The 23,266-nt window shown below is 40.5% G+C and carries 21 protein-coding genes and 1 pseudogene; 16 read left to right on the forward strand and 6 right to left on the reverse strand.

Translation table 11 applies throughout. The features are described from left to right. The first annotated feature begins 371 nt into the window (after positions 1 to 371). Together FXW07_RS07165 and FXW07_RS07170 are read left to right on the forward strand one after the other, a co-directional pair. Entirely contained in the window at positions 372 to 1,616 is a 1,245-nt protein-coding gene (locus tag FXW07_RS07165) for a M12 family metallo-peptidase (protein WP_229394849.1), read from the forward strand. A gap of 363 nt (positions 1,617 to 1,979) precedes the next feature. Continuing rightward, on the forward strand, positions 1,980 to 2,486 hold the full coding sequence (locus FXW07_RS07170; protein WP_229394850.1) for a hypothetical protein: 507 nt from the start codon (positions 1,980 to 1,982) through the stop codon (positions 2,484 to 2,486). 793 nt (positions 2,487 to 3,279) lie between these two features. On the opposite strand, the gene FXW07_RS07175 is transcribed toward FXW07_RS07170, so the two are convergent. After that, positions 3,280 to 3,453 carry a hypothetical protein gene (locus FXW07_RS07175; protein ID WP_229394851.1) on the reverse strand — a complete coding sequence of 58 codons (174 nt, stop codon included), beginning with the start codon at positions 3,451 to 3,453 and terminating at the stop codon, positions 3,280 to 3,282. Continuing rightward, the gene (locus tag FXW07_RS07180) at positions 3,450 to 3,656 is read right to left on the reverse strand and encodes a hypothetical protein (RefSeq protein ID WP_229394852.1); all 207 of its coding nucleotides are present in this window, start codon (positions 3,654 to 3,656) and stop codon (positions 3,450 to 3,452) included. Before FXW07_RS07180 ends, FXW07_RS07175 begins: the two co-directional genes overlap by 4 nt. Before the next feature lie 398 nt (positions 3,657 to 4,054). Between FXW07_RS07180 and FXW07_RS07185 the strand changes: the two genes are divergently transcribed. From FXW07_RS07185 to FXW07_RS07220, 8 genes are read left to right on the forward strand one after another with little or no spacing between them, the layout of a single operon-like run. Continuing rightward, the gene (locus FXW07_RS07185) at positions 4,055 to 4,360 is read left to right on the forward strand and encodes a hypothetical protein (protein WP_229394853.1); all 306 of its coding nucleotides are present in this window, start codon (positions 4,055 to 4,057) and stop codon (positions 4,358 to 4,360) included. Beyond that, positions 4,357 to 4,740, forward strand: a complete 384-nt coding sequence (locus FXW07_RS07190; protein WP_229394854.1) for a hypothetical protein — start codon at positions 4,357 to 4,359, stop codon at positions 4,738 to 4,740. The genes FXW07_RS07185 and FXW07_RS07190 overlap by 4 nt, the downstream gene beginning before the upstream one ends. A 2-nt stretch (positions 4,741 to 4,742) precedes the next feature. Continuing rightward, positions 4,743 to 6,221 (forward strand): hypothetical protein, encoded by a 1,479-nt coding sequence (locus FXW07_RS07195; RefSeq protein ID WP_229394855.1) that lies wholly within the window; start codon positions 4,743 to 4,745, stop codon positions 6,219 to 6,221. A 52-nt stretch (positions 6,222 to 6,273) separates the two neighbouring features. After that, entirely contained in the window at positions 6,274 to 6,480 is a 207-nt protein-coding gene (locus FXW07_RS07200; protein ID WP_229394856.1) for a hypothetical protein, read from the forward strand. Continuing rightward, positions 6,473 to 12,520 (forward strand): hypothetical protein, encoded by a 6,048-nt coding sequence (locus FXW07_RS07205; protein WP_229394857.1) that lies wholly within the window; start codon positions 6,473 to 6,475, stop codon positions 12,518 to 12,520. Before FXW07_RS07200 ends, FXW07_RS07205 begins: the two co-directional genes overlap by 8 nt. Continuing rightward, positions 12,517 to 13,725 (forward strand): hypothetical protein, encoded by a 1,209-nt coding sequence (locus tag FXW07_RS07210; RefSeq protein WP_229394858.1) that lies wholly within the window; start codon positions 12,517 to 12,519, stop codon positions 13,723 to 13,725. Before FXW07_RS07205 ends, FXW07_RS07210 begins: the two co-directional genes overlap by 4 nt. Then, positions 13,722 to 13,952, forward strand: coding sequence for a hypothetical protein (locus FXW07_RS07215; RefSeq protein WP_229394859.1), 231 nt, complete (start codon positions 13,722 to 13,724; stop codon positions 13,950 to 13,952). Before FXW07_RS07210 ends, FXW07_RS07215 begins: the two co-directional genes overlap by 4 nt. A gap of 10 nt (positions 13,953 to 13,962) precedes the next feature. Next, entirely contained in the window at positions 13,963 to 14,289 is a 327-nt protein-coding gene (locus FXW07_RS07220; RefSeq protein ID WP_229394860.1) for an alkaline shock response membrane anchor protein AmaP, read from the forward strand. 442 nt (positions 14,290 to 14,731) lie between these two features. On the opposite strand, the gene FXW07_RS07225 is transcribed toward FXW07_RS07220, so the two are convergent. Further along, on the reverse strand, positions 14,732 to 15,055 hold the full coding sequence (locus FXW07_RS07225) for a hypothetical protein (protein ID WP_229394861.1): 324 nt from the start codon (positions 15,053 to 15,055) through the stop codon (positions 14,732 to 14,734). Positions 15,056 to 15,129: 74 nt separating this feature from the next. After that, positions 15,130 to 15,570: a hypothetical protein gene (locus FXW07_RS07230; protein ID WP_229394862.1), complete on the reverse strand. Its 441-nt coding sequence runs from the start codon at positions 15,568 to 15,570 to the stop codon at positions 15,130 to 15,132. A gap of 401 nt (positions 15,571 to 15,971) precedes the next feature. Here FXW07_RS07230 and FXW07_RS07235 point away from each other — a divergent pair, with 401 nt between their 5' ends. From FXW07_RS07235 to FXW07_RS07255, 5 genes are all read left to right on the forward strand, one after another. After that, a complete protein-coding gene (locus tag FXW07_RS07235; RefSeq protein ID WP_229394863.1) occupies positions 15,972 to 16,436 on the forward strand; it encodes a helix-turn-helix domain-containing protein in 465 nt (154 codons plus the stop codon). A gap of 678 nt (positions 16,437 to 17,114) precedes the next feature. Continuing rightward, positions 17,115 to 17,486: a hypothetical protein gene (locus FXW07_RS07240; protein ID WP_229394864.1), complete on the forward strand. Its 372-nt coding sequence runs from the start codon at positions 17,115 to 17,117 to the stop codon at positions 17,484 to 17,486. 14 nt (positions 17,487 to 17,500) lie between these two features. Further along, a complete protein-coding gene (locus tag FXW07_RS07245; protein WP_229394865.1) occupies positions 17,501 to 17,773 on the forward strand; it encodes a hypothetical protein in 273 nt (90 codons plus the stop codon). A 140-nt stretch (positions 17,774 to 17,913) separates the two neighbouring features. Beyond that, positions 17,914 to 18,057, forward strand: a complete 144-nt coding sequence (locus FXW07_RS07250) for a hypothetical protein (RefSeq protein ID WP_229394866.1) — start codon at positions 17,914 to 17,916, stop codon at positions 18,055 to 18,057. A gap of 172 nt (positions 18,058 to 18,229) precedes the next feature. After that, entirely contained in the window at positions 18,230 to 20,581 is a 2,352-nt protein-coding gene (locus FXW07_RS07255) for a hypothetical protein (RefSeq protein ID WP_229394867.1), read from the forward strand. 766 nt (positions 20,582 to 21,347) lie between these two features. Here FXW07_RS07255 and FXW07_RS07260 read toward each other — a convergent pair. Next, positions 21,348 to 21,587, reverse strand: coding sequence for a hypothetical protein (locus tag FXW07_RS07260; RefSeq protein ID WP_229394868.1), 240 nt, complete (start codon positions 21,585 to 21,587; stop codon positions 21,348 to 21,350). Positions 21,588 to 21,912: 325 nt separating this feature from the next. Between FXW07_RS07260 and FXW07_RS07265 the strand changes: the two genes are divergently transcribed. After that, positions 21,913 to 22,320: a DUF1699 family protein gene (locus FXW07_RS07265; protein ID WP_229394869.1), complete on the forward strand. Its 408-nt coding sequence runs from the start codon at positions 21,913 to 21,915 to the stop codon at positions 22,318 to 22,320. Positions 22,321 to 23,063: 743 nt separating this feature from the next. Here FXW07_RS07265 and FXW07_RS07270 read toward each other — a convergent pair. Beyond that, positions 23,064 to 23,266 (reverse strand): annotated as a pseudogene (locus FXW07_RS07270) (acetyl-CoA synthase subunit gamma); the annotation flags it as partial.

The following is a 23,266-nucleotide window of genomic DNA, read 5'->3' on the forward strand; positions in this document are numbered from 1 at the left end:
TGACTCTGCTAGAAGTCAACTAAAAGCCTCGGAATAGCTGGCGCCAGAACAGGAGACAGGATGTATTAGAAGTCAAAAAGAGAATGCTATGCATACTATGTATTATTCTTTCTGTATAATATTCAAACAAACAAAGATTCTGAAATAATTAATAACTTGAAAAAGTATGAAAAACGGATAGTTTAATGATCTGGTGAAAAAGTTTGTGGTTTATATAATATGTATTAATAATAGTTTATGGAGTTCAAAAGTACTTTCCAGGTAATCCGAACTCCATAAAAGATGCCCCGAGAGGCAGTTACCATGTTAGCTTTGCATATATTTAAGCTTGCCTGATTCTGCCTCCTAGGAAATAAGCAGGAGTGAAATTAATGACAATAGAGAAAAAATACGGAATAGGCGTCATATTTGTAACAACATTGTTGGTAAGTATTCTTCTTTTACCGGTAGCAAGTGCAACCACAGAGAATAACCAATTGGATATAATAAATAATATTAATTTTGACAAAAAACAACTTAGTGACTTTAATGAAGAATTAGATAGTTTCGAAACTGTTACTACAAATCCTGCAGCTTTTCTCAATGATGTATCTGATGGGCAGGTCACACTTGAATTGTTAGGACAAAAATTCGATCTTCTTAACCTTCAGGAAATGCATATAGTAAGTGACGACGCAAAAATAATAGCAGAAGACGGATCTATCTCAAATGCTCCTAAATCTTATTCGTATAAAGGAACAGTTGCTGATAAAACAAATAGTAGCGTCGTATTAACAGCAGGAGATAATGTTCTTATTGGAGAAATAAAAGTTGATAATAAAAGCTATATCATTGATCAGACGAACAAGACTTATAATAACAAAGTTGTTCATGTAGTGTATTCCTCAGAAGCTATCAAGAAGAGGAATATTTTAACATACTGTACAGATATTGTTACAGGAGATCAAAAAGCTCTATCAACTGGCTCATTAAATCAAACACAAATTGAGGCTTTACTGCTTTCTACCCCTACTGTGGATGTAATGGCATGCTACGATTCGGAGTTCCAATCAAAGTTCTCCAACCCTACTAATGAGATAAGTAACATGATGTCCACTGTCGCATCTGCATTTTCAGTAGGGAATTGCAATTTAAACATTAAAGCATATAGGAAGTATACCATCTCTAATGGTGATTCCCAAACTGTACTGAATCGCTTTACAAGTGCTGCTGCAGCTGGTAGAGACTCAACAAACAGCGATCTAGCTTTTTTATTCACTGGAAAAGAGCTGACTGATAGTAATATTGGAATTGCAAACGGATATACTGGCAGTTCTAATCAAGCATATGGGTTAGCACAGATGGTATCAGCAGGAGCTTCCACCAGTTATCATGCAACTTCTAACGAAAGACGAGCTGTTACAACACATGAATTGGGACATATGTTTGGTGCAACTCATGGTGAAGCATATGACTGGTACGTAGTTGCTGTTCACTACTATACTAGTATGTTGTCTCCTTTCAAGGGCTCAACAATGCAGAGTGAATTCTCTAATTTAAACAATCACGGAAACTCTACGCGTAACAATATATTGCACATTGTAGCAAATAAGGGTACAATTTCGGGATTCCAATAAATATTTTAGGATATTGCTGTAAATAATTGTGTAATTTCTTATCCAAGTCTTAAGTCATTTTGATTTAAGCAATTGGGAAAATTACACAATTTTTGTAGGTAAGCTATTTCCTCAAAGAGTTAAATACAAATACAATTATGTAGCGATTCCAAAATAAATACACAATTGAAGGACGAACCTATTAATCAATGAATAGTTTTGAAAGTCAAATTTGTATACTATTTTGAACTCTAAGCATAAGATTTTATGTATAAAGTTGATCAATGAATTTTATTAGACAATTTACAAATTATTTTTTTATCTTGCGTAGTTAAAACAAAGCCACTAAAATTAATTTGAAATCAAATGATTTGAGGCACAAGTATGAAAAATAATACAAAATATGCAATCATTTTAGTTGGAGTGTGCTTGTTAATATTAATAGTAGCTTTAGAATCATATGGTCCATATAATAACAAACTCGCAAATAACTCCTCGCAAAATACTACACCTACAAATAACTCCTCGCAAAATACTACACCTACAAATAACTCCTCGCAAAATACTACACCTACAAATAACTCCTCGCAGTCGTTTTTCATAGACAATTGGGGAAATAAAAGCCATGAAGTTACTGTAGAAGTCCTTAACTTAAAAAACATCTCTATATTTAACAAATCGTATATTTCAGCCCCTAAAGAAAACGTGAAAATTCCGTTTCCATTTACATTGGCACAAGGGTCATGCATTAAAGTTACACTAGACCGCAATGTCACAAAAACAGAAATTGTTTCTAAGGATTTTAGCGAAACCAGTTCCGCATTATATATCTATATAGATATGCATCCCGATGATTCATTGGTCTTAAGCACTGCTATTCCTGAACAATGATCCAAACTCAATAGTGCATATAAATTCGGCTTTCTTTATGTCCCTTAGTTTTCCAGGTAATAGACTGGGCAAAATACTCCTTGAAGGAAGACAGGACTCGAAATAGTACCTGACCAGGGATGAAGAAGCCTGGAAGGAAGAGCCTTATCGCTATGACATGAGGGGTAAGGGCACTAAAGACAGTTCAAGCCTTCCTTGAAGCCGGTCAAGAGGTCGCCAGATAAACTTACACTTTCTGAAGCGTTCAGACGTGAACAAGAGAAAGCAAGACGAATAATAAAAGGTTACTATGATTAAGGGTGCCCGAGAGCACCCTTAACTTTCCTAACACAGGTGTATAAGCGCGCCTGCACGCAAGCCCTGTAAGACAGGGAATACAAGAGCATCCTGCAACTACATCGGGTATACAACGTTTTATCCCCAAAATGGGGAATACGTTCTGAATTTACAGCACAAGAAAGCGTACGACGGTTTATCCCCGTGCGTGTGGGGAATACGATGTGCGATTTGCTACATTCTGCAGATAACTCGGTTTATCCCCATGCGTGTGGGGAATACTCTAAATAACCCATGAAATAGGAAGATAAACTTTATTATGTTTTTCAAACTTAATAAATGTTTTTGTTGACAGTTAATTGATTTCTCCTTGCTTTAGCAGGAGGATTAATTTCGTCAACTTCTCTAATTTTTGTCTTGGCGTTCGAATAATTGATATATGTCAATTCCGATTACTCTATTGATTAATGGATGATCCTCCCTCAAAATCGTCTCATGAGGGAGGATCCCACTCTCTCTAATTTTCCAAATAGTAGACTGGATTGCCTGATTCGTTCATTCTTCCGAACACATACATCGTACCACGGTATTCAATTCCATCCGGGATACCGAACGGAATTGATTCTGTGTCGAGAAAGATGCCATCATGCAACTCAGCTCTAATTCCATTTCCAATTGGCACTGTTATCATGTTGATTTCCCCCCATTTATTTCGTTCACTATCGTCAGGACGCAAATCGTGCCTGCATATTGTTTATCCACGCAAAGAAAGCCATTTTCATTTACGAAACCGTCGATCTCAACCGTTTTGACCGGACTCGAACGAATCCAGCCAAAAGTTGAGCCCTCGATGTGCACTTTTTCAGCAAGCCCCGCCTCTTCCAATTGCTGCAAATATTTTTTAGCAGTGTTTTTTGCACAGCCAATTTCCTTCATAATCAAGGCGACAGACCGTGGTTTGTTTGGTAGTAGGACACTGATAAAATCTTCCGTCGTGTAATTATTCGTGTAACTATCTTTTGCAGGTATGTTATGACCCCCTGACAAACTAGGTATATGCGAGTCTTACTATTTATAATTAATCTTGACTGTCAAGGTTATAGTTTTAATTTTTTATTGAATTTCGGACTATACATATAGACGGATTAATAACCAACTGACGGGAAACATCGCCTCTTTTTTAAAATAGAAAAATCATCACACAGCGTCGATAAGTGCGGTTTTTTAATTAATAGTATATAAACATATTGGTGAAAATATTTAAATAGTTTCTATTGAAATAAATAGATAATATGTCAAATATTCAAACTAATAGTCACAGTGGGGTAAGCTGGTTTTATTTCCCAGCTCAGCTGGTGAGGGCAAAGGAGTTCAAGATAGGTAATTCCTTCGTTGTAACTGAAACGAAAAATGGGGTCAGTTATGTACGCGGTTCGGGGAAAGGAGCTGTGAAACTCCAGAGATCGGGAGAAAAAGGACCATATTATCTTACTATACCAAAAAAGATTATGAAAAGACACGGATGGGCAAAAGGGGATTTTTTCGTACTTTCTGACATCAGAAACGGCATACGTTTCACGCGAGGCGAAATCCGATGAAAGACCTACCTTTCTACCAGTGTCCGAGATATTCGAGTTGCAATGTCAACTCTTGTCCGTTGCATCCTCAATATCCGAACATGCCTATTGATCCTGAAGATCCTGAGAAGCGGTGTACGATTGCAAAATCAATCAGAGTACGGATCTCAGCCCAGTTCCCTGGAATGCTTAGGTATGATGGGCTCTCACCCAGGGAATTCTCAGCGAAGGAAAGATGGAATTCTCTCAGTCCTGAAGAGCAAGAAGCCCGGCGAAATCAAGCCAGAACCTTGAGGGCTCGGACAAATCCTTCAGCCCAAGGAGTTAGCGCTGAAATGGCGTTCAAATCCGATCTAAAAGCCCTGGAAAATAGCAATAATCGAAACTACGATGGTGATTAAATTTGGTCATCTCAAAACTCAAGCGACTTTACAGTAAAGATGAAACAGTTCCGGATGAAGGGGAGACCTCAACGGCTGTCAGTGTGTATGAGCCAAAGTCAATAAGCTCTGCCAGGAGAAGACAATCTGCAGACTACCAGAAATCTCGGGAATATCGAGGGTCCAACCTTTCCTCGGGATCTCGAAGACTTGCTTCTGAATCTCAGCGGAAATCTGCAGATAACACAATTGATGCGAAGTTTGAAGATGTTAATGAGACCTACTCTTCGAAACTCACACAGGACTCTACAGGGTCGCGAAAATTGAAGGATATTCTGCATGATGAGCCTTCTGTGCAAGAGGAAGTCCCTACTCAAAAATCCCAGAAAAAGCATGTAGTAGACGCTAAGGACCCTACTGAATCAGATGCACGTGACGATGCTGAATACTCAATTGGAATGAAGAAAGCTAAAACACGCGGTAAGCGACGGGGTTTAAACCTTGAAGATATCGAAGAGGATGCGTATCAAGAAGAACTGAACCGCAGGGATGCTGAAAAGCTGAAGAAGGACGTCAAAAAAGCCCAAGAACGTGGGATAAACCGAGCTACTCCATTCCCAGAAAAGATTGCGAAAGCTGAAAAAGCAGCTGGAAAAGCTATTGGTGAAGGTCTCAAGGAAATAGACAAAGCGACAGCCACTTTTGCAAAATCCCATATGGGAAAAAATATCACGAAAGCGAATGAGGCGACCCTACGAGGGATGCAGGAAGCTGGCGAGCGAGCTCATGGATCAATTGTAGGTGGCAGGGCAAATATCACAAGGTCAGCCCTTAACAAACCCAGAGCATTTGGTTCTTCTTCATCAACAAACCAAGACCTGAAAATCACAACCAGAATCGTCAGGCGTGGTCGTAATGATGTCGTTTTATATTTTGACCAATACGGAAGACAGATTTCGGCTGCAGCTGCCAGAGCTTACATGGCAGGCAAAGTGCCTATGCAGAAACCTCTGGCAAATTTAAATCAACACGCAACTGCACCTTTCGCATTAGGCAGACCTAAAACCCTATTAGCAGATTTACAAAATCACGGAATTCCGTTTGCACTGGGAAGTCATCAAGCGTCTTTCGTCGGCGGAACGCATGAAGCTCCTTTTGCACCTGGGCGTTACAATGCTCCTTTTGCAGTGAACAGTAAGCCGACTCTCGTAGTAGGTGGTTATCGTGGAAATCCATTGGGAGATGTCAGATGGGTCTCGGGAAATCCTCTTGGAAACATGGTTCGGGTTAGCGACCCTATCGGAATGATCCGGAAGGAAGGAAATCCACTTGGAGACGATGAGAGGCGTGGGCATACTAGCCGGATACTAAGAGGGCAGGTAAAGAAAGAAGGGAGCCCACTGGGAAATAGTGAAAAAGCCGGGCATACGAGCCGGATGGTAAGAGCTAACAGGAGATCGAAAAAGCCGGTCACGAAGTCAGCTTCAAAGAAAAAAATCTAACTTACTATATAAATGGATATAATTATACACATAAAATATATTGAGGGGTCATATGAAAATTCTCATGGATGAAAACGAGCACCTTATCTACAACACATACCTGGAAAACAGGTTTGATCCTCTGGCAGCGATTTTGCAGCTGATCTGCATCACAGAACCTGAATTATTGCTCATACCCGAAGAGCTCCAAGAATCTGAAGAGCTCCAAGAGCCCGAGACTGAAATAAAACCTGAGCCAGAGGCGGTAATAAATGGTTAAGAGATCGTTCGCAGGTAGGGGACCTACGCTAGATGAATTATTGGCAGCCAGGAGAAAAAAGGAAGCAGCGGCTCAGGCGACACGCGCAGCAAATCTAACAACACTTCAAACAGTAGTTAATACTGCAAACGCCGCTGCACAGGAAGCTACTAAAGCCGCACAGCAAGCAGCTGCAACAACGGCTGCTACAAATACTGCGGCTGCTACAAAAGCAGCTCAGGCTGCAACAACAGCTGCAACAACAGCTGCTACAAATACTGCAGCTGCAACAAAGGCAGCTACAGCAGCTGCTGCGACCGCAGCCGCTGCAAAGGCAGCCCAGACAGCCCAGGCTGCAAAAGTATCATCGCTTCCGATCAACACAGGTCGCTTTGCCCGAAGTGCAAGTAATATGCCGAAAACTGGCGACAAAGTTGTGGTTAATGGTCGAACCTACACATATGTGACGGAAGATCGCTCGGTAAAAGGCACTACTATTGGGGAATCTAAAGCTCAAGAAGCTGCAGCTGCTGCTGCAAAAGCAGCTGCAAGCACACCCACATTACAAACAGATGTAGCTAACACCACAATTGTTGGACCTGGTGGTGAAAACCCACTAAGCTCATCAACTTTGAAAACTACGTCAACAAACAACAATCTAGTTGGTGGCACTACATCGACAGATAAATCCAGTAGTATTCTGGGTACATCGGCGGATAAATCCAGTAGTATTCTGGGTACAACTTCTTCAGGCGCAAAGACTACAACACCAAGTGGTTCAACGACTACAACACCAAGTGGTTCAACGACTACAACACCAAGTGGTTCAACGACTACAACACCAAGTGGTGCGAAGACCACAACATCAAGTGATGGTGCAAAGACCACAGCATCAAGTGGTGCAAAGACTACAGCTGCGTCACTTCCGTTCTCAACAGGTCGATTTTCACGTGATGCAAGTAACAGCATAGTCAACACAACCGATGAATACATCACGGTCAATGGTAAAAAATATTTAAACAACAATTATGTAGCGCCTGTAGCAGCCGCCGCGTCATCGAGTTCTTATTACGACGTGGATACTGCACTTACTGATATGTATAACCAGGCGGTAGCTGCTGGTGCCACCGGGCTCACAAAACCATCATCATATGGCAGTACAATCACTGACCAAACCCAGGCTCAAAAAATCATCGATGAATATCAAACAAAATTGAACGCCGCTTTGCCCGTGACCTATGACATCAGTTCGAATCTTGCAAATGTCAATGATACCCTCAAAGAGTACAATATTTCTATTAAAGCGCCGGATGTCACGCAATACACATCTGAAGCATCAGCCCAGGCTGCTTTGGACTCATACGTAGCGCAGGCTAATGCAGCCCTGGATACCTGGACAAAATCCCAGCCAGTGACCGTTTATGACGACCTTGGGCGAGAACAAAGCGTAACATACAGTCAATATGAGCAGATGAGTACCTGGCAGTCTAAAGCCAAGAGCTCCGGCACATATACTGTGCTCCCGGAAGAAGTAGCAAACAGCAACGCAGCCTGGTGGATCAACAGCAAGGGACTTTATGAGTGGGAACCTGTCACGGCTGGCGACAAAGCCCAGCTGGCGTTAGAAAATAAGCAGAGAGCACAGTTACATCAGGCAGCAAAAACCACACTTACCTGTGGTGCGAGCCCCTCAGCTGCGTATTCCAAGGAATGGTACTCTACAGGCGGAAACAGATCCACTGCGAAAATCGGCTCTGGTGATGTGAAGATCGCTCAGATCAAAGCAAGTTCCAGTGTCAATAATGCTGCAACTGCAGTCTCTAACACTGCACAGACAAATAAGGCAACCCTGGTATCATCTTCAAAGAGCCCAACAAGCTCTTCAAGTTCTTCAAGTTCCTCGAAATCTTCCGAAGCCGAAGCGTATGCAGCGAGCACGCAAGCAAAATATCAACAGGCGTTGGCAGAGCTCACGGCAAGCCAAACATCAATCCAGGAACAGATTGATAAAAATAAGAGTGTTACAGAAAGCACTCCTAAAATAGTTTCTACAGTAAGCGCCGAACAAAAAGCAGCTGAGCTTACCGGGTCTTCAACAAAATCCGATTTCGTGACCGGAAATTCAGCACTTGCTAAATATAATAGGGCTGTAAATGCTCAAAATATTACAGAGCCCGATACACTTACAACATATATACAGGGCGATAAAAACAAGCTCGTGACATACGCTGCCGAAAAAAATAACGTAGAGGATCTCGACGAACAGTGGGCAAAAATTGAGGAAGCCAATTATAATAAAAATGTTTTGACAGTTGGTGAAAAAGCGAGTACGGTCAATCCGTATCAAAAAGCCGCTCTCGAAACTGCAAAAGCCGAAGCGGCAAAACAGGAACAGCTCAGACAAAAGATAATCGCAAATCCCCTGCTTGATGCTTCTGGGGCTGTCATAAATCAGATCACTACATCAACAGGCGCTGCGAAAACAACAATAAGTAATACTGCAAAGATAATTACTCCAGTGTACGCATCACAGGAATCAAAAGCGGCAGCCCTTACAGCGGTAAAAAAAGACTATGATACACTCCTTGGGATGGGATTGACAAGCAGTAAGAACCCTAATACTGGAAAAACCATCCTGGCTGCACAGACAGTTGATCCTACTACTCAGTATTATACGCAGAATGCAAAACAGACAGCGGCTAATGCGTTCAAAGCCGCTGCAATTCGAAACCCATTTAGCGTGATGAACAGTGGTGAAATTGATCGCAGCGCTGGTTGGAGCGTCCTGACAAATGATCCGTATGCTGACAAAGTTGCCGATGCGCTGAAAGAGGCGAGGGCAGTCAATCCGAATGGTTCCGAGGAATATTTCCAGGGCGTTGCCAACGTAGCCCGTCGAAACCAGATGAGCACACTTGAAGTGATACAGGAAGACCGCGCTCAGGCAAACGCAAAAATTTCAAATGTATTAGCTCCTGTGTTTACAGCTGCAGAGGGTGCAAAAGCAAAGTACGACAGCCTGCTCGGTAATACAAGCATCACATTTTCTGATAAAGGTAAAATATCTATCACGAAAGCCGGGAAAGAAACAGCAACAGGCGCCACATTCAATGTGAAACAGATGCAGGACGACACCATAAAGAGTAATGTTGTATTGAGTGGTTTACATCAATTTGCTGTAGAAGATTATAACGAACTTAAAACACGACCTGTAGACTACGCGGCTGAACTAGGTGTAATGTATGTCGGTGGAACTATCGCCGGTGTCGGTGTCGGTGGTCTAAAACTTTTGTCCAAAGTTGGTGTAAATAAGATAGCATCAAAAGTAACAAGCGGTGCAGCTAAGAAAGTCATTACAGGTGTAGGGAAATATGGCGTGGATGCAGCTCTGGTAGGCAGTCTTGTAGGCGGTAATGTTTACACTGCGAACAAGTTTTTCACGTCCAAGGAATATTCAGCGCTTTCGGCGGAGGGAAAGGAAACAGCGAAGCAGGATTATGTCGCCGGTCTGTTTGGGACTGCAAAGGAATTTGCAGTCGGCGGTTTGGGGATGAGCAAGGGCATAAAGGCATTTGATAGCGTCGCCAGTAAAGCGGTGAAAACATCATCTGGTGTAACAGATTTGCAGTCGGTTGTAACACAGAGTGCGAAGAAAGGTGTAATCGATAATCGTACACCTGAATCAATAGCTAGAGCTAAGAAATATAGTAATAATACAGAGTTGAAAGGCGAAATCACTGCAAAAGATAATTACAGTGTGATCGATAGTAGAACTTCTGAATCAATAGCTAGAGCTAAGAAATATGGTAATAATACAGAGTTGAAAGGCGAAATCACTGCAAAAGATAATTACAGTGTGATCGATAGTAGAACTTCTGAATCAATAGCTAGAGCTAAGAAATATGGTAATAATACAGAACTAAAGGGTGAAATAGTTGCAAAAGACGGCTATAGTGTAATCGATAATCACACACCCGAATCAATAGCTAGAGCTAAGAAATATGGTAATAATACAGAGTTGAAAGGCGAGATAGTTGCAAAAGACGGCTATAGTGTAATCGATAATCGCACACCTGAATCAATGGCTAGAGCCCAAAAATATGATCTCACAAACATGTTTACGAGAAATCGTAAAACTGATACCACGTTTGGCAACCGAGGATATTCATATCAAGAAATTGCAGCTATGTCTGATTATCGTACTGGAGCTTTAACAAAAGCAGAAACAAGGGATATATTGGGAAATTTGGGTAATCGTGAGTATGACATCAACAATATGATGAAGGCGACCAATAAAACACCAACGCCAAAAGATGCTGAGCTCGGCAAAAAAAGCTATTCACAACAAGAAGCTACAATTGTTGATGAATATCGTAATGGTTTGGCATCTGAATCTGAAGCTAGAACAGTATTGAAAGAATTTGGAAACAGTGAGTCTGATATTAACAATATGTTGAAGGCTGCTAATAAAACACCATCAACAAAGCCAACACCAAAAGATGCTGAGCTCGGCAAAAAAAGTTACTCACAACAAGAAGCTACAATCGTTGACGAATATCGCAATGGTTTGATGTCCGAATCTGAAGCTAGAACAGCATTAAGGGAATTTGGTAATCGTGAATCTGATATTAACAGCATGATGAAGGCTACCAATAAAACAGCACAGAAAATGGAAGATATTCTTGGGACGTCAGATAAAAGCGTTCTACGAGAGAGAACGATGAAACGTGATAAAGCTACCGAAGCTGCTGATAGAGGTAGAGCGATTTTGGATCGGAATAGATCAGCCTCGATGGGCGGCGGTAGTGAAATACAGTCCGGTGGTCAGGTATTGCTCATGAAAACACCAAAAAAGCGGGCAAAGCTTGTAATGCTCAGGGAAATACCAGAAACGCGGACAAAGCTTACACCCGAGGTGAAGACTGAAGTAAAGCTATCGAAGAATGAACAATATATTGCCGACCGTGTGAAGAGCGGGAAAATGTCGAAAAACACAGCGTCTAAAATACTTCGCGACCTCGGAAAAACGAAAGAGGACATCTTCAGAATTTTGGATATTAAAGCCAAAGACAAGAAAACGAAAGTTATGGAAGAGGTAAAGACAGAGGTAAAAACAGAGGTGAAAAAAGATGCGAAGAAAAAGCTGAAATATGAAGATGAAACCACTGGAATGGTCAATACGAGACCGGTTTTTCCGGCACTTTTTTCGCGATCTTACACGCCTGTTGATGAATCAACATTTGATACGTCCAGTATGACGCTAACAAATGAACAAGCAAAAATAGCGCCGAGTGAGCGTCAGAAGTCACGCATGACATCGATGGTGTTTCCGAAAACCACTGCAACTGTGATGCAGAGACCAGATGCAAACGAAATTATAAAAAAGTCAACACCTGTCGTAATCCCAAATGTAGTAATACCTGGAACAAAACAGATCATAACACCAAAGCCCGAAACAATACAAAAACCAGGTATAATACCACCTAATGTAAAGCCAAAAGAGTTTACAATTACACCTCCACGGATACAACCATGGGAGACTACAATCGTATCTCCCATAGTAACACCTACAGAGACTGTAATCGTTCCTCCGATAGAAACAATCGACCAGAAAACGATTACACCACCAAGACAGGAGACTACACCTGTAGTAGTCCCTAGAACTATTGCAACTACCATGTTTGCTCCACCATCAAAACCACCTCAAACTACGTTCTTTAAAAAACCTAAAGATAAAAAACGAGATGCTATAGAGACGTCGCGTGTAAAGCAGAATAAAGTGATTGCAACAACGAAAGTCGCGAGTTTTGCTGAAACAATGCTCGGAAGCACACCGAGAAAAACAATTACAAGTGCAACCAAACCATCAATGATATCTTCTTCGACTCGAAGGCAGGCGTCAATAATATCCCAGGTTATACCATCCTCAAAACCTGCTGCAAGACCTGCTTCAAAGTCAGCTTCAAAGCCTGTGAAATCCCAGGGACCAAAATCTCTGGCTAAACCTGTATCAAAATTGGATCAACTAATATCTCAAAAACGAAGGAAGCCTGTACTATGACCCTTGTAAAATATGCAGACAGCAGGCTCCTAATTGATATTGAGATAGCAAACCAACTCGATCAGCTGGCACAGGAGAGAGGACACCCAAAAATGAGAGTGTTTAGGGACATATTGTGTGAAGCACTCCAATTAACTCCCTGCCAGGGATTTGAGCGCAGCGATGGCAGGCAAATAGGTGTGCAGCAGACTCAAAAACAAATTAATGTAGCCCTTGAACAAAAAGCAAAGAAATGGGGAATCTCAAAACAGGAAGCAAGGCGCAGGGTTTTGAAGAGGCATCTAAAAAGGCATTTGAAGCGAACAATGACACAAGGTAATTTTGTGGATTTTGGCGACATTTTAAGTTCCTCAGCGCATACACGGCTCCCTATATCAATAGCAGAGAGGATAGACAGGCTTGCCAGGAGAAGGTGTGAGACTCAGGCAAAGGTATTAAGGGATATCTTGTGCGAGTGCCTGGACATACCAAAATGCGAGGGTCAAGTCGATACACTTGGGAGGCAGTATGGAGCCGCGACCGCTAAAAAGAGAATAAATGCAGCCCTGGAAAGGAGAGCTCAGGCATGGCAGCTGTCACGACCGCATGCAATGCTGAGAATTCTGGATCAACATTTTAAAGTGTCCGCCCAGAAGAGACCTAAAAAGGATGTTGAGCAAAAAACTCACAATAGCTGCCGTTTTTTCGATATAACTCTCCGTCTGGATGAACAGGCAGCAGATATTATTAACCAGCTTGCAGAGGTGCGAGGTCACGCAAAAAGTCGGGTAGTACGGGATACACTCTGCGATGCTCTGAATATTTCACGTGCTCGCGGAGAAATATATAGTAATGGTCAACAACACGGTACTGAGAATGTACGAAAAATACTTGATGAAGCCTTGGAACAAAAATCCCAGGAATGGAAAGTATCAAAACAAGAAACGATACGGCGGGTACTTAAGGAATATTTTAACGTTAAAATAGATGTTCCTCATGATAACAGTATCCCGAAATATTACAGAGTCTATTTGAATGGAGCTTCTGCTCTTGAATTATCCGAGATGGGGCTCAATCAAAACGATACTGAATTTGTCAGAAGATTCCACAAGGAAATATCAAGCGGGGCTGGGCTGGTCAGGCTGTCAGTTTCCAACCCCAAAAAACCATTATCCCTCCTCAAGCAAATGCTATCCGAATGGCAGCAATGTGAGGTAATAGCATGAACACGACAGGCGCACTAATTCTCTTTGTCGGGTTGGGCGTCTTGCTTATTGCCGGAATGCACGGTTTAGAGATGTTACACGGCGAAGTGAACACAACTAATGACACTGAATTAGCTACGCAAAATGATACAGCCAAAGCTATTGAAAACCCAATCTTTACGGCTTTTGGATACGGACTATTGATTGTAGCTGCAATTGCGCTAGTTGAGAGTTTCGGAAAAATGTGAGGTAATTAATATGGCAATACCTATCGGAATCTGGGAAGTTCAGATTGGTCTGGCGCTTTTGTGTACAGCATATTCCTGGTTTGGGTATGACAAAAACAACTACACGGACGTAATTTCAGGCATCTTAGGATTCGTATTTTGGCTCACGAGCGGGCTTAGTCTCATGGTAGGCATCCAGAGCGAAGATATAGTGTATCAGGCAGGCTGGTTATCCTGGATTTTCGTCGCGATTGCAGCGGTCGTAGGATTGATTGCGCTTGTGAAGCTACTTGATGTCATCCGTACGAGAAAAGATAGCCAGAACCATGTAAATATGAACTTCGATATGAGGCTTTAAAATGGGAAAAGTCGAAGGGTTCGGCGTTTATGTCTTTCAATGCATAAAACAAAACGTATAAATAACATTTCGTATAATTAAAAGAGGATTTGGAAGATGCAAAATAAGCACTTTTGCATCTTTAGTTAAAGATTAGAGAAGGGAGTCGCGTCCCTTCTCTCCGTTGCTATACAACAAGTTGTTTTTTAATATCCCAAAGGGTTTCCTTTAATCTAGGGTGGATGTTCGGTTTAAAGCACTTGTCAAATGTGACAAATGCTTTAACCATACAATCTGCTTTTCTATAATATATACTTATTTACATTTAATATTTTTATATAAACAATATTTTTTATATTTTATGAGTTGCAGAAATACAGGTTGTAATGGCGTGAAAACTGCGTTGCATAGGCTTTATGAGAATTGTGCAGAATCAATGAATCCAGAATTATACAGGTGGACTTTAGAGATTAACATCTTCGTCCTTGTATAAAATTAATTTGTACTTACTACCCTTAAATTTATCATCTATTTTTATGATGCCATCCGGTCCAACAACTCCCTCTAATGTAATTTCCTGCGAAGGAATACGCACATATCCAAAATGAATGGAGCCTTGAATATTAGCGCGTGTGATTTTATGCTCCCGCTCAAGTTCCGCTAAATATCGCTTGGCTGTGTTTTTCGCGCAGCCAATCTCGCTTATGATAGCTGCAATTGAGATAGGATTCGAGTATGGAATGACTTTTAGAAAGTCGCTCTCTGTGTACTGTTGTTCGAACGTCATATAAACTATCATATCGTTTGTACCATAAAAGCTTTTGCTGTAGACAGTCGAAGCCCACACGGAGAGCGAATTACTTAATTGAGCCTGTAACAGTAGAATATGATCCCATTAATGTTAATTTCCTGCTCTTCATTATCGTAAGGACTTAGGAAATTTCCGCGCCCATCTGAGGATATCGCATCCTCTACAAATTGATCCAGGTCAGTTATGAGGACTCTTATTAGTTCGTTTGCATCCTCGCAGAGAGATTCTTGCATCTGTTTTAGGGCTTTTATAATGGACGGCTTTGAACCTGCCTTTGAGTGGCTCAGGATGAACTCCGCATTAAAAGCCCAGAGACTCTCTAAGATCTCATCGCGAGCCGCCTGGCTTGCCTCTTCATCCAGCCCTATTGCGTATTCCTGGCTTCCATCTGTATAGACATCCATCCCAAAGTGATCATAGTTTAGCTTTTCGACATCCTCAACATCACAACCCAGAACCTGAGCTGCTGCAATTTCGATAATAGTAGTCATTTGTCCCTCATTCCCACAGTACTAAGCTGTTATCCCTTACTAGGCATCTAATGTATTTAGATTTTGCTGTGGACAGTCCAAGCCCATAAAAGACCCTAAATCCATACATGCACCATATATGCACCATATATACCCCATATACGCGCGCAGGATTTACACGCGCGATAAAACAGGTGCGCGCGCAGGATTTATGCGTGCGTGGGGAGGATGTGGCGACCAGGGAATTTTGAAAGTTTAATTCCGAGAAAAGCAATATATTAATAAAGGATTAAAATCGTGATACAGAGGCTTTACATACATTACGCGCGTGGGCATAATGCGCGTGCACGTTATGTGTTTTACGAATCGGGAGACTGCACGCTGACGAGAAAATAAATAGTTTCATGATGTAACTATCATGCATGGAAGAAACAGAAAACGAAAGCATAGAAATTAGATTTTATCATAAGTATAACTTCCTGAAACTGCGCATTATGGATGTGCTCATGTGGGCATCACAACCGATGACTTGCAGGCAAATTGCAGAGCGTTTGGACGTTCCTGCCAAAAATGTAAGTCGAATCTTATGCCATTACATACAACATCATTATGGTTATTTCAGGCGCTTAAAGCCTCTGGAAGGATCAAATGCTTATCTTTACAAAATAAACAAAAAAGGCATTAGAGCGTATTTAGAGTATATGAAGAGGCTCAAACTCGGCTTTGATCTCAACCGAAATCGCCACACACCGCGCCGAATGCCAACCTATAAAGGATTTAATCGCATTGATTTTAAAAAACCCGAAAGTTTAATCATCAAACCAGAAGAAGCCGAGCCTTACTATTATCCGAAATTTATAAATCCAGAAAGTAACATAATATGTTAATGTTCAAATATATTTTAACATTTATAGTATTAATATATTTTTACACCTTGTAATATGGTTATAGGGCAGTAAAATTTCCCTTTATACTATATGCCGCGAACGGTGCAACTTTCGATTTTTGAACCCTCTACCGCTCCGGTTTTTGACCTTTTTTCATCGTATATACACGCGATTACGTGCATCATGCGAGTATGTTTATTATAAGCACACGGGCGGGATCATGTGAGAAACTAGTCGAAAATTAGTAACTGGTTGAGAATGTGTTGAGGTCAGGGTGGAAACGACCACCCTGATACGTTTTTTGTTCAGAGCATGGTAAGCCTTTGGATGTGTCTTAAGCGGGAGATAAGCAGCCCACTCACCCAACTGGCAAATATATCTATGCTTTATTACTATATATACTTAACACCATCAGCGCGGTTTATCGGTTTTACGTAACACGATATAACAATTAATGGATAGCCAGTCCTTGAATTAATCTTATATATACCTATTGTTTTCACGTATAGAAACCGTGAGCTGTAGGCATCTTAACAGTTGAAAAACATCATCCTAAATTAGTAGCAAGACTCTCCAAGAGTTTTTATAGCATGGGAAGTGTTGTCAAATTACTAAATAGATTACTAAACAGATTACTAAACAGATTACTAAACAGATTATCAAACAAGGGGTCATACAATGGTGAAAATGAAAAAACCAGAAGACCGGAAAATAAATGTCAACACATCCCTCAGCCCGGACTTGGTAATAGAGATAAACAACATCAGCGGGGAGTTTTCCCGCTCAGCAACAATCGAGAGTATGTTGCGAGATCATATTGCACAGCTTAAAAATAGTAAGCCCGTGCAAGGGACGCGAGGAAGGACGGCATTGCTTACAATTGCATTAGACGAGGCGGTATTGGCAGATTTGTTGGAGTACAAAATTGAAGGCATTTCGTTGTCATCTGCCATTGAGCATATCATAAAACAATGTATAGCAGCGGTGGACGAGGCGGACGACGCTGAGGATGATGCATTAGCAGCTGATCCACACCCAATATATGGATAAGGAGATTTTAGGAAATGATATCACCCGAAGTCCGAAAGGCGCTGGGAATGATCCCGGACGAGGTATTTGAGAAATTGAAAGTGCTAGCAGCCGAACGCGGCTGCACATATGATGAAATGCTGCGGATATATGGCAAGCAGTATAACTTTATAAACTATAGACCGGCAATCGCGAATTCGAGATCAGTTGAAGCATCAATGATCAGGGAAAGATGCCTGCGGTGTGAAGATGGGATTGCCTGGGAAGCCCTTCAAAGAGTTGTGGAGCAAATCGAGATACCGGATTAATATTCGAATGTATGAAATATTAATTTTGTATGAAACTCAAACAATTTTAACAAAAACAACATCGGTAGACGCAGACCATCAAATATGTTTATATAGCATAAATATCATTATTACAAATAATCAAATTGGAGGATCTAAATATGAGTAGATCACCAAAAACAAAAGATGCGTTAAATATCACACTTGATTTCGATGTACTGAGCAAACTCGACAATGCACGAGGTGTTGCGCCCCGCAGCACGTATATAAATAACGTACTGCGGAAGGAATTTGAGCTAACGTGAAAAGAGAACAGAACAGAAGACAGAAAATTAGGAAAGAGGCTTGAGCCGAATACAACGACTCAAACCGTGTATATAATCAATTGCCTATGATCTTATACACGGTTTTTGTATTTATACTTGTTTGTCAGTTGCTGTCGTCGGTTTAGCCTCACCTAAATGTGAGGTAATAAAAATGAGTAACGACTTAAATAATGTGATTCCACCCCAAAACGTACAGGATGGCATAAATTACCTGATCGAACAGCACAGCCTTAATGCTGAAAAAGTAAGAAACCACGAGAATGAAACACTTGACAGCGTACCTGAAGGTGTTAAGAAGCTACTCCGTGATTTAGCCACACAAAGTCAGATAAAGTATGCTGATGTGGTTAGCGCATTTAAGAGCATTCTAGCCGAGCTGTCAAAAAACGGCATCGACACAGAAGAATACATGTATCAGGCATATGAGCAACTGTTAAGAATCACAACACAGCAGCCAATCACAGCGCAAGAACTGGAATTTGAGAAATCGAGTGAAGAATCGAATGAAGAAATCCAGGAAAACCGAAAAATCAAAATCAAGCTAGATGTGCAAGGTTTGCCTAAATTCAATTATATCAACCTGTGGTTAAATCGGCTTAACTCTCCGTATCTCTACAAGGAAGCTGTTTTTCAGAACGCTATAGCAACGATTGCCTCTGTCACGCTAAAGCAAACACAGGAAATCACATACGATATTTTTGGGTCTCCGTTCCCATCACCGCTGTACAATAATGTCTTTTTGCTTGGTTTGATGCCACCAGGATCATCAAAAACCACGATTATGAGGGAGTGCCAAAAAACAGTGGCTAACGTGCTCGGAGGTGCACACACTTTCACCGCGTGCGCACCTACTCCGGAAACCCTACAAAAAAGCTTGTGTGAAGAGCAAATAGACATCCGACCCGACCCGAAAACAAATGAAATGAAAACAACTCACATAACTCACCCGCCAAGCGAGCTTGGAATTCCCCACTGCTGGAAAAGTACATGGGACGAAGAGTACGGCGGTTTTTTCGCGAAACTGAATAAGAATTACATGGCAGGATCAGAGCAAATGTTGTGCAGCCTGTTCTCCTGTGTGTTTCCCCCAAAACAGAACACGGGAGATAAACCGGGCGTCACTACAGAATTCAGATGTGGTGATGTTTTTCTCACGATCAATGCCTTCACTACTCCGAATGCAATGAATCACCTTGATAGTGCTGATCTTGACAGTGGTTTCTTAATGCGATTCCTTTATACATATGTGGATTACCCAATTCCACTACCTCCGAAAAGCGATGTTTCTGATTCTGATGATGGAGACCTGGATATATTTGCTAATATAAATAGTCGAGAAAATCAAGCTGTTGTTCTAGGAATGAAAGAGAAAGCCATGTACAACGCAACGGAAATAATTAGGGCGTTATTCGATCCGAGAAAATACAACGGTGTAAAGGTTGATATCATATTCCATGAGGAGAGCCTGAAAATTGCAAAAAATTGGGAACTGAACATGAGGGAAACATATAGCGATAATCCATTCATGCAGTTAGTGAGAGGGCGACACTTCGAGAACCTCTATAAAATCGCAGCACTCATAACAATCGGAAATTTACCCTACCAAATTGTGAAATCTCAACACAGCATAAAAAACAATTCGCTTCAGTTGGGGGATGAAATCGAGATCGCAGAACGATTTGAGGACACTAAAGATGATCTTTTCGAGATGTTTGCTAATTTCAAAACATCTCTATTGCACGATGTCGCGATAGAAAAGATCGTTGTACCTCCGGATATGATGAAATATGCCTGTAAGCTGTTCGACACAATATATCTACCCAGCGCAATACGATCAATGGAGCTATTGCGAGGTGAAAATGTAGATAAGGATATGGAAAAGTTGTATGAGTCAATCGAAAACACATCACAAAACATCGCTAAAGCGGAACTACTGGAAAAAAAGGTAGATATAGCACGCGCTTACGAAACCCACTGGTTTGAGGAGTTTGGTAGTGAAAAACCTGAGGAAGTAGAACATGCAAGACGCTGCACGCTTGCATTTATGAAGGATTTGCTACACACGCTTGATCTGTTACCTGATGATGCTGATATCAAATTTATCACCCAAACCCAAATATACAACACAACACGGCGCGGGGAGCATAAAATGAAACCACTCATTGCTACGTTAATTCGGTATAGAGTTATTATACCAATGTACATACGTGTAAATGGTTCGCCCCGTGCATCAATGTGTTTCCTGCATGTGAAAACAAATCGAACTCAATTTAAGCTACCCGAGAAAAACTATGTGGGATATACAGGTACTGGAATATATCACTCCGGTGTAATACTCAAAAAAATAAAGCCTATAGAAAGATCGACCGTAGAAACACTTATCCAGCGCGACAATACACCATTAATACCACCCGAGAAAATGGAATTTGTTAATTCAATCACTGAAGATGTTTTTGCGACTGATAAAAGTTTTTCACAAACGCCAGAACAACTAGACATTTAAAATTTATTTTTTATACACTTCTTTTTTATATATTTTATTTTTATAAGAAACTGCGTCATTTACGCTAAAATCTGCTAAAATAGTCACTAAAATAGCAGTAAAATAGTACAACTTTATAAAATCTTATAAAAATATACTGTGCTCGTTTTGGCTAAAATAGTCACTAAAATATCCGTAAAATAGTACAACCATTTTAAAATTATATATAAATACACTCAATCAACGCTCCGTTAAAAAGCTTGATGTAAAATAGTAAAATCACAACCTCCATTAACACCTCCCTATCCTATATACGCGAACCATTTTTATTTCTTTTTTTATATATAGCATATGTGTATGTGCTGTGAGGGTGGTGTGTTAATGGAGGGTACTATTTTACTATTTTACGTTCGAGTTTTCAACGCAACGTTGATTGAGTATATTTATATATAATTTTAAAATGGTTGTACTATTTTACGGATATTTTAGTGACTATTTTAGCTAAAATACCGCAGTATATTTTTATAAGATTTTATAAAGTTGTACTATTTTGCTGCTATTTTATGGATATTTTACCGAATTTAACTCACCCATGCAACTCATCCCAGCCCTTTCGACTCAGCCATGAACCTGCCAGGGGCTCCAGAGTACCCGTCCTGGGTGTTCCCGGTCAAACCTGGGTCAATTTCTGCACTAGCCAAGTATGTCGAATGTAATTTGTTGAAAGAATTATCCAGGACGCACACATTTCGAGGATTAAAGCTCTCGATTTTTTTGATTCTCAATTTTACTCGTCTTTTACTTGATATACTATCTCGCCTTTCTCTCCTTTCCGAATTCCGTCACCGCCTATGATATAATTATCAGTTTCGGATATGTCTGGAGTGTGATCCCTGATCGCTTTAATTGCTTCACTTATTGTGATAGATCCATTTGCACTATCCGGAATCTGGATCAGTGTATCTAGTCCATTTTTTTTGATTAATGCAAGTTTTTCCAGTGCTTCGATTAGAGTCATTTCAGTCATACATTTCACTCCCTTTCTATCTATTAATTCTCTTTGCTAGCTATTAAGCTTTGATTTTAATGTTTAATTCTTCTTTCTCTATTAGTCTCAACCAAAGCCTTGGAGTCTAAATAATTCTCTAGGATTCACACACTAGAGGGCGTTCGATATCGATTTTTTTGCTACTCCGGTATAGCGATTTCAATCCCGAAGAGCAGAAAGAAAATATAAGTTGAATATCCAGCATCTCCAGACAACCGTATAAATAATATTGGCTCAACAACACACTTACTTATATTTGACATGATGTCATATCAATAAAAACAACTTTGTAATGATGAGACGTATGAAAATTCGAGTAGTTAGTTCTAGAGAAGAAATCTTCACACTTAATCCGAATGAGCGCGTTGTTCACCTGGCTTTCAGACCTTCAAACAAGGACGTTTTTGCACTTGTTGAGACCTGCCCGAAGATCGAGGTAATTCAGTTGCCTAAATCCTATATGGGCACAATCTCAAAGTCCATGGAAATGTTCTTTAAAATGCAGCGTATCCAGCTAATCGAAGGTGATGTTTGGGGTCACAGGAAGGACATTAACGAATACTACACCGTTCCGTCCTCGGTGACTGAGAAAATAAAGGAAATGAAATCTGAAGGTATATCCACTGAGGATATTGAAGCAAAGGTTTCAAGGGAAAGAAAACTTAACCCTAAAATGGTCGCTTATATCATAAGCAAGGAAACTCCTGCCTAAAATATATTGAACTAAAAAACGTGCTTCTTCGCCTATTTGCCTGGGGCGAGCCTTGATACCATAAATCCCGCGCGCCACATTATCACATCCCTGCGCGCGGGACGCTCCACAACTCACGATGAATTATCTCTTTCTTAAGTCAGACTTTTCTCAATTCATCTAACTTTTACAATATGTAAAACCGGAACAGATGCCCGGATATTTAGACATATTTCAACTTTTCGATATGCATTAGTGACTTTTTCGGATATGCTATAAGTCAGATTTTGAATCATCTTTAATATATCATTGCAGTATATCGAAAATGCCGAAAATTTTATGTCCTGAGAAAACAATTTTCACATAAAATAGCATGACAGATTTGACACACTACTTAAAAATAGCTGGATTTTCTAATTTCTTTTTAGCATTTAGACTCCCCAAAGTTATAGAGTGCAAAATTAGCGAAGAGCTCATATCTTTACAATGTAATAAAAGTATATTTCAGGTATAAAACGATTTAAAATTATATTTTAGATGTTTAGTAAATTAGTATTTGTCTTATATAAATATTTCTTAAATTTAAAAGGTATCAGAAAATACTAGAAATTAATTTTCACAGGTCTCGTTTTTCAGAAAGCTAAAAGCTATTTTATTACAAAACTGTCTCAAAAAATACTAAATATATTATTTCACAATTGTTTAAAAAAGAAATTTCCGTGTCCTTTTGACACGGAATATTAATATTCAAATTTAGTTTCTGATTATTTTGGAGGCCAGTTCTTTTCCATAAATCCAGGTAGCCTTCCTGAGTCCATTGGTCCCACAAGAACCTTTGCACCGAGTTTGTCCTCAATGTCACCCTGTAGACGGGCAGCAAGACCCGGAGTAATGACAGAGTTGTGAGTACCATCTTTCTTGAGGTCAAATCCTGACTTCTCAAAAGCTTCCTTCACTTTRTCAGCGG

It is taken from the genome of Methanosarcina sp. DH1, from assembly GCF_020804205.1.
GTDB classification, from domain to species: domain Archaea; phylum Halobacteriota; class Methanosarcinia; order Methanosarcinales; family Methanosarcinaceae; genus Methanosarcina; species Methanosarcina vacuolata.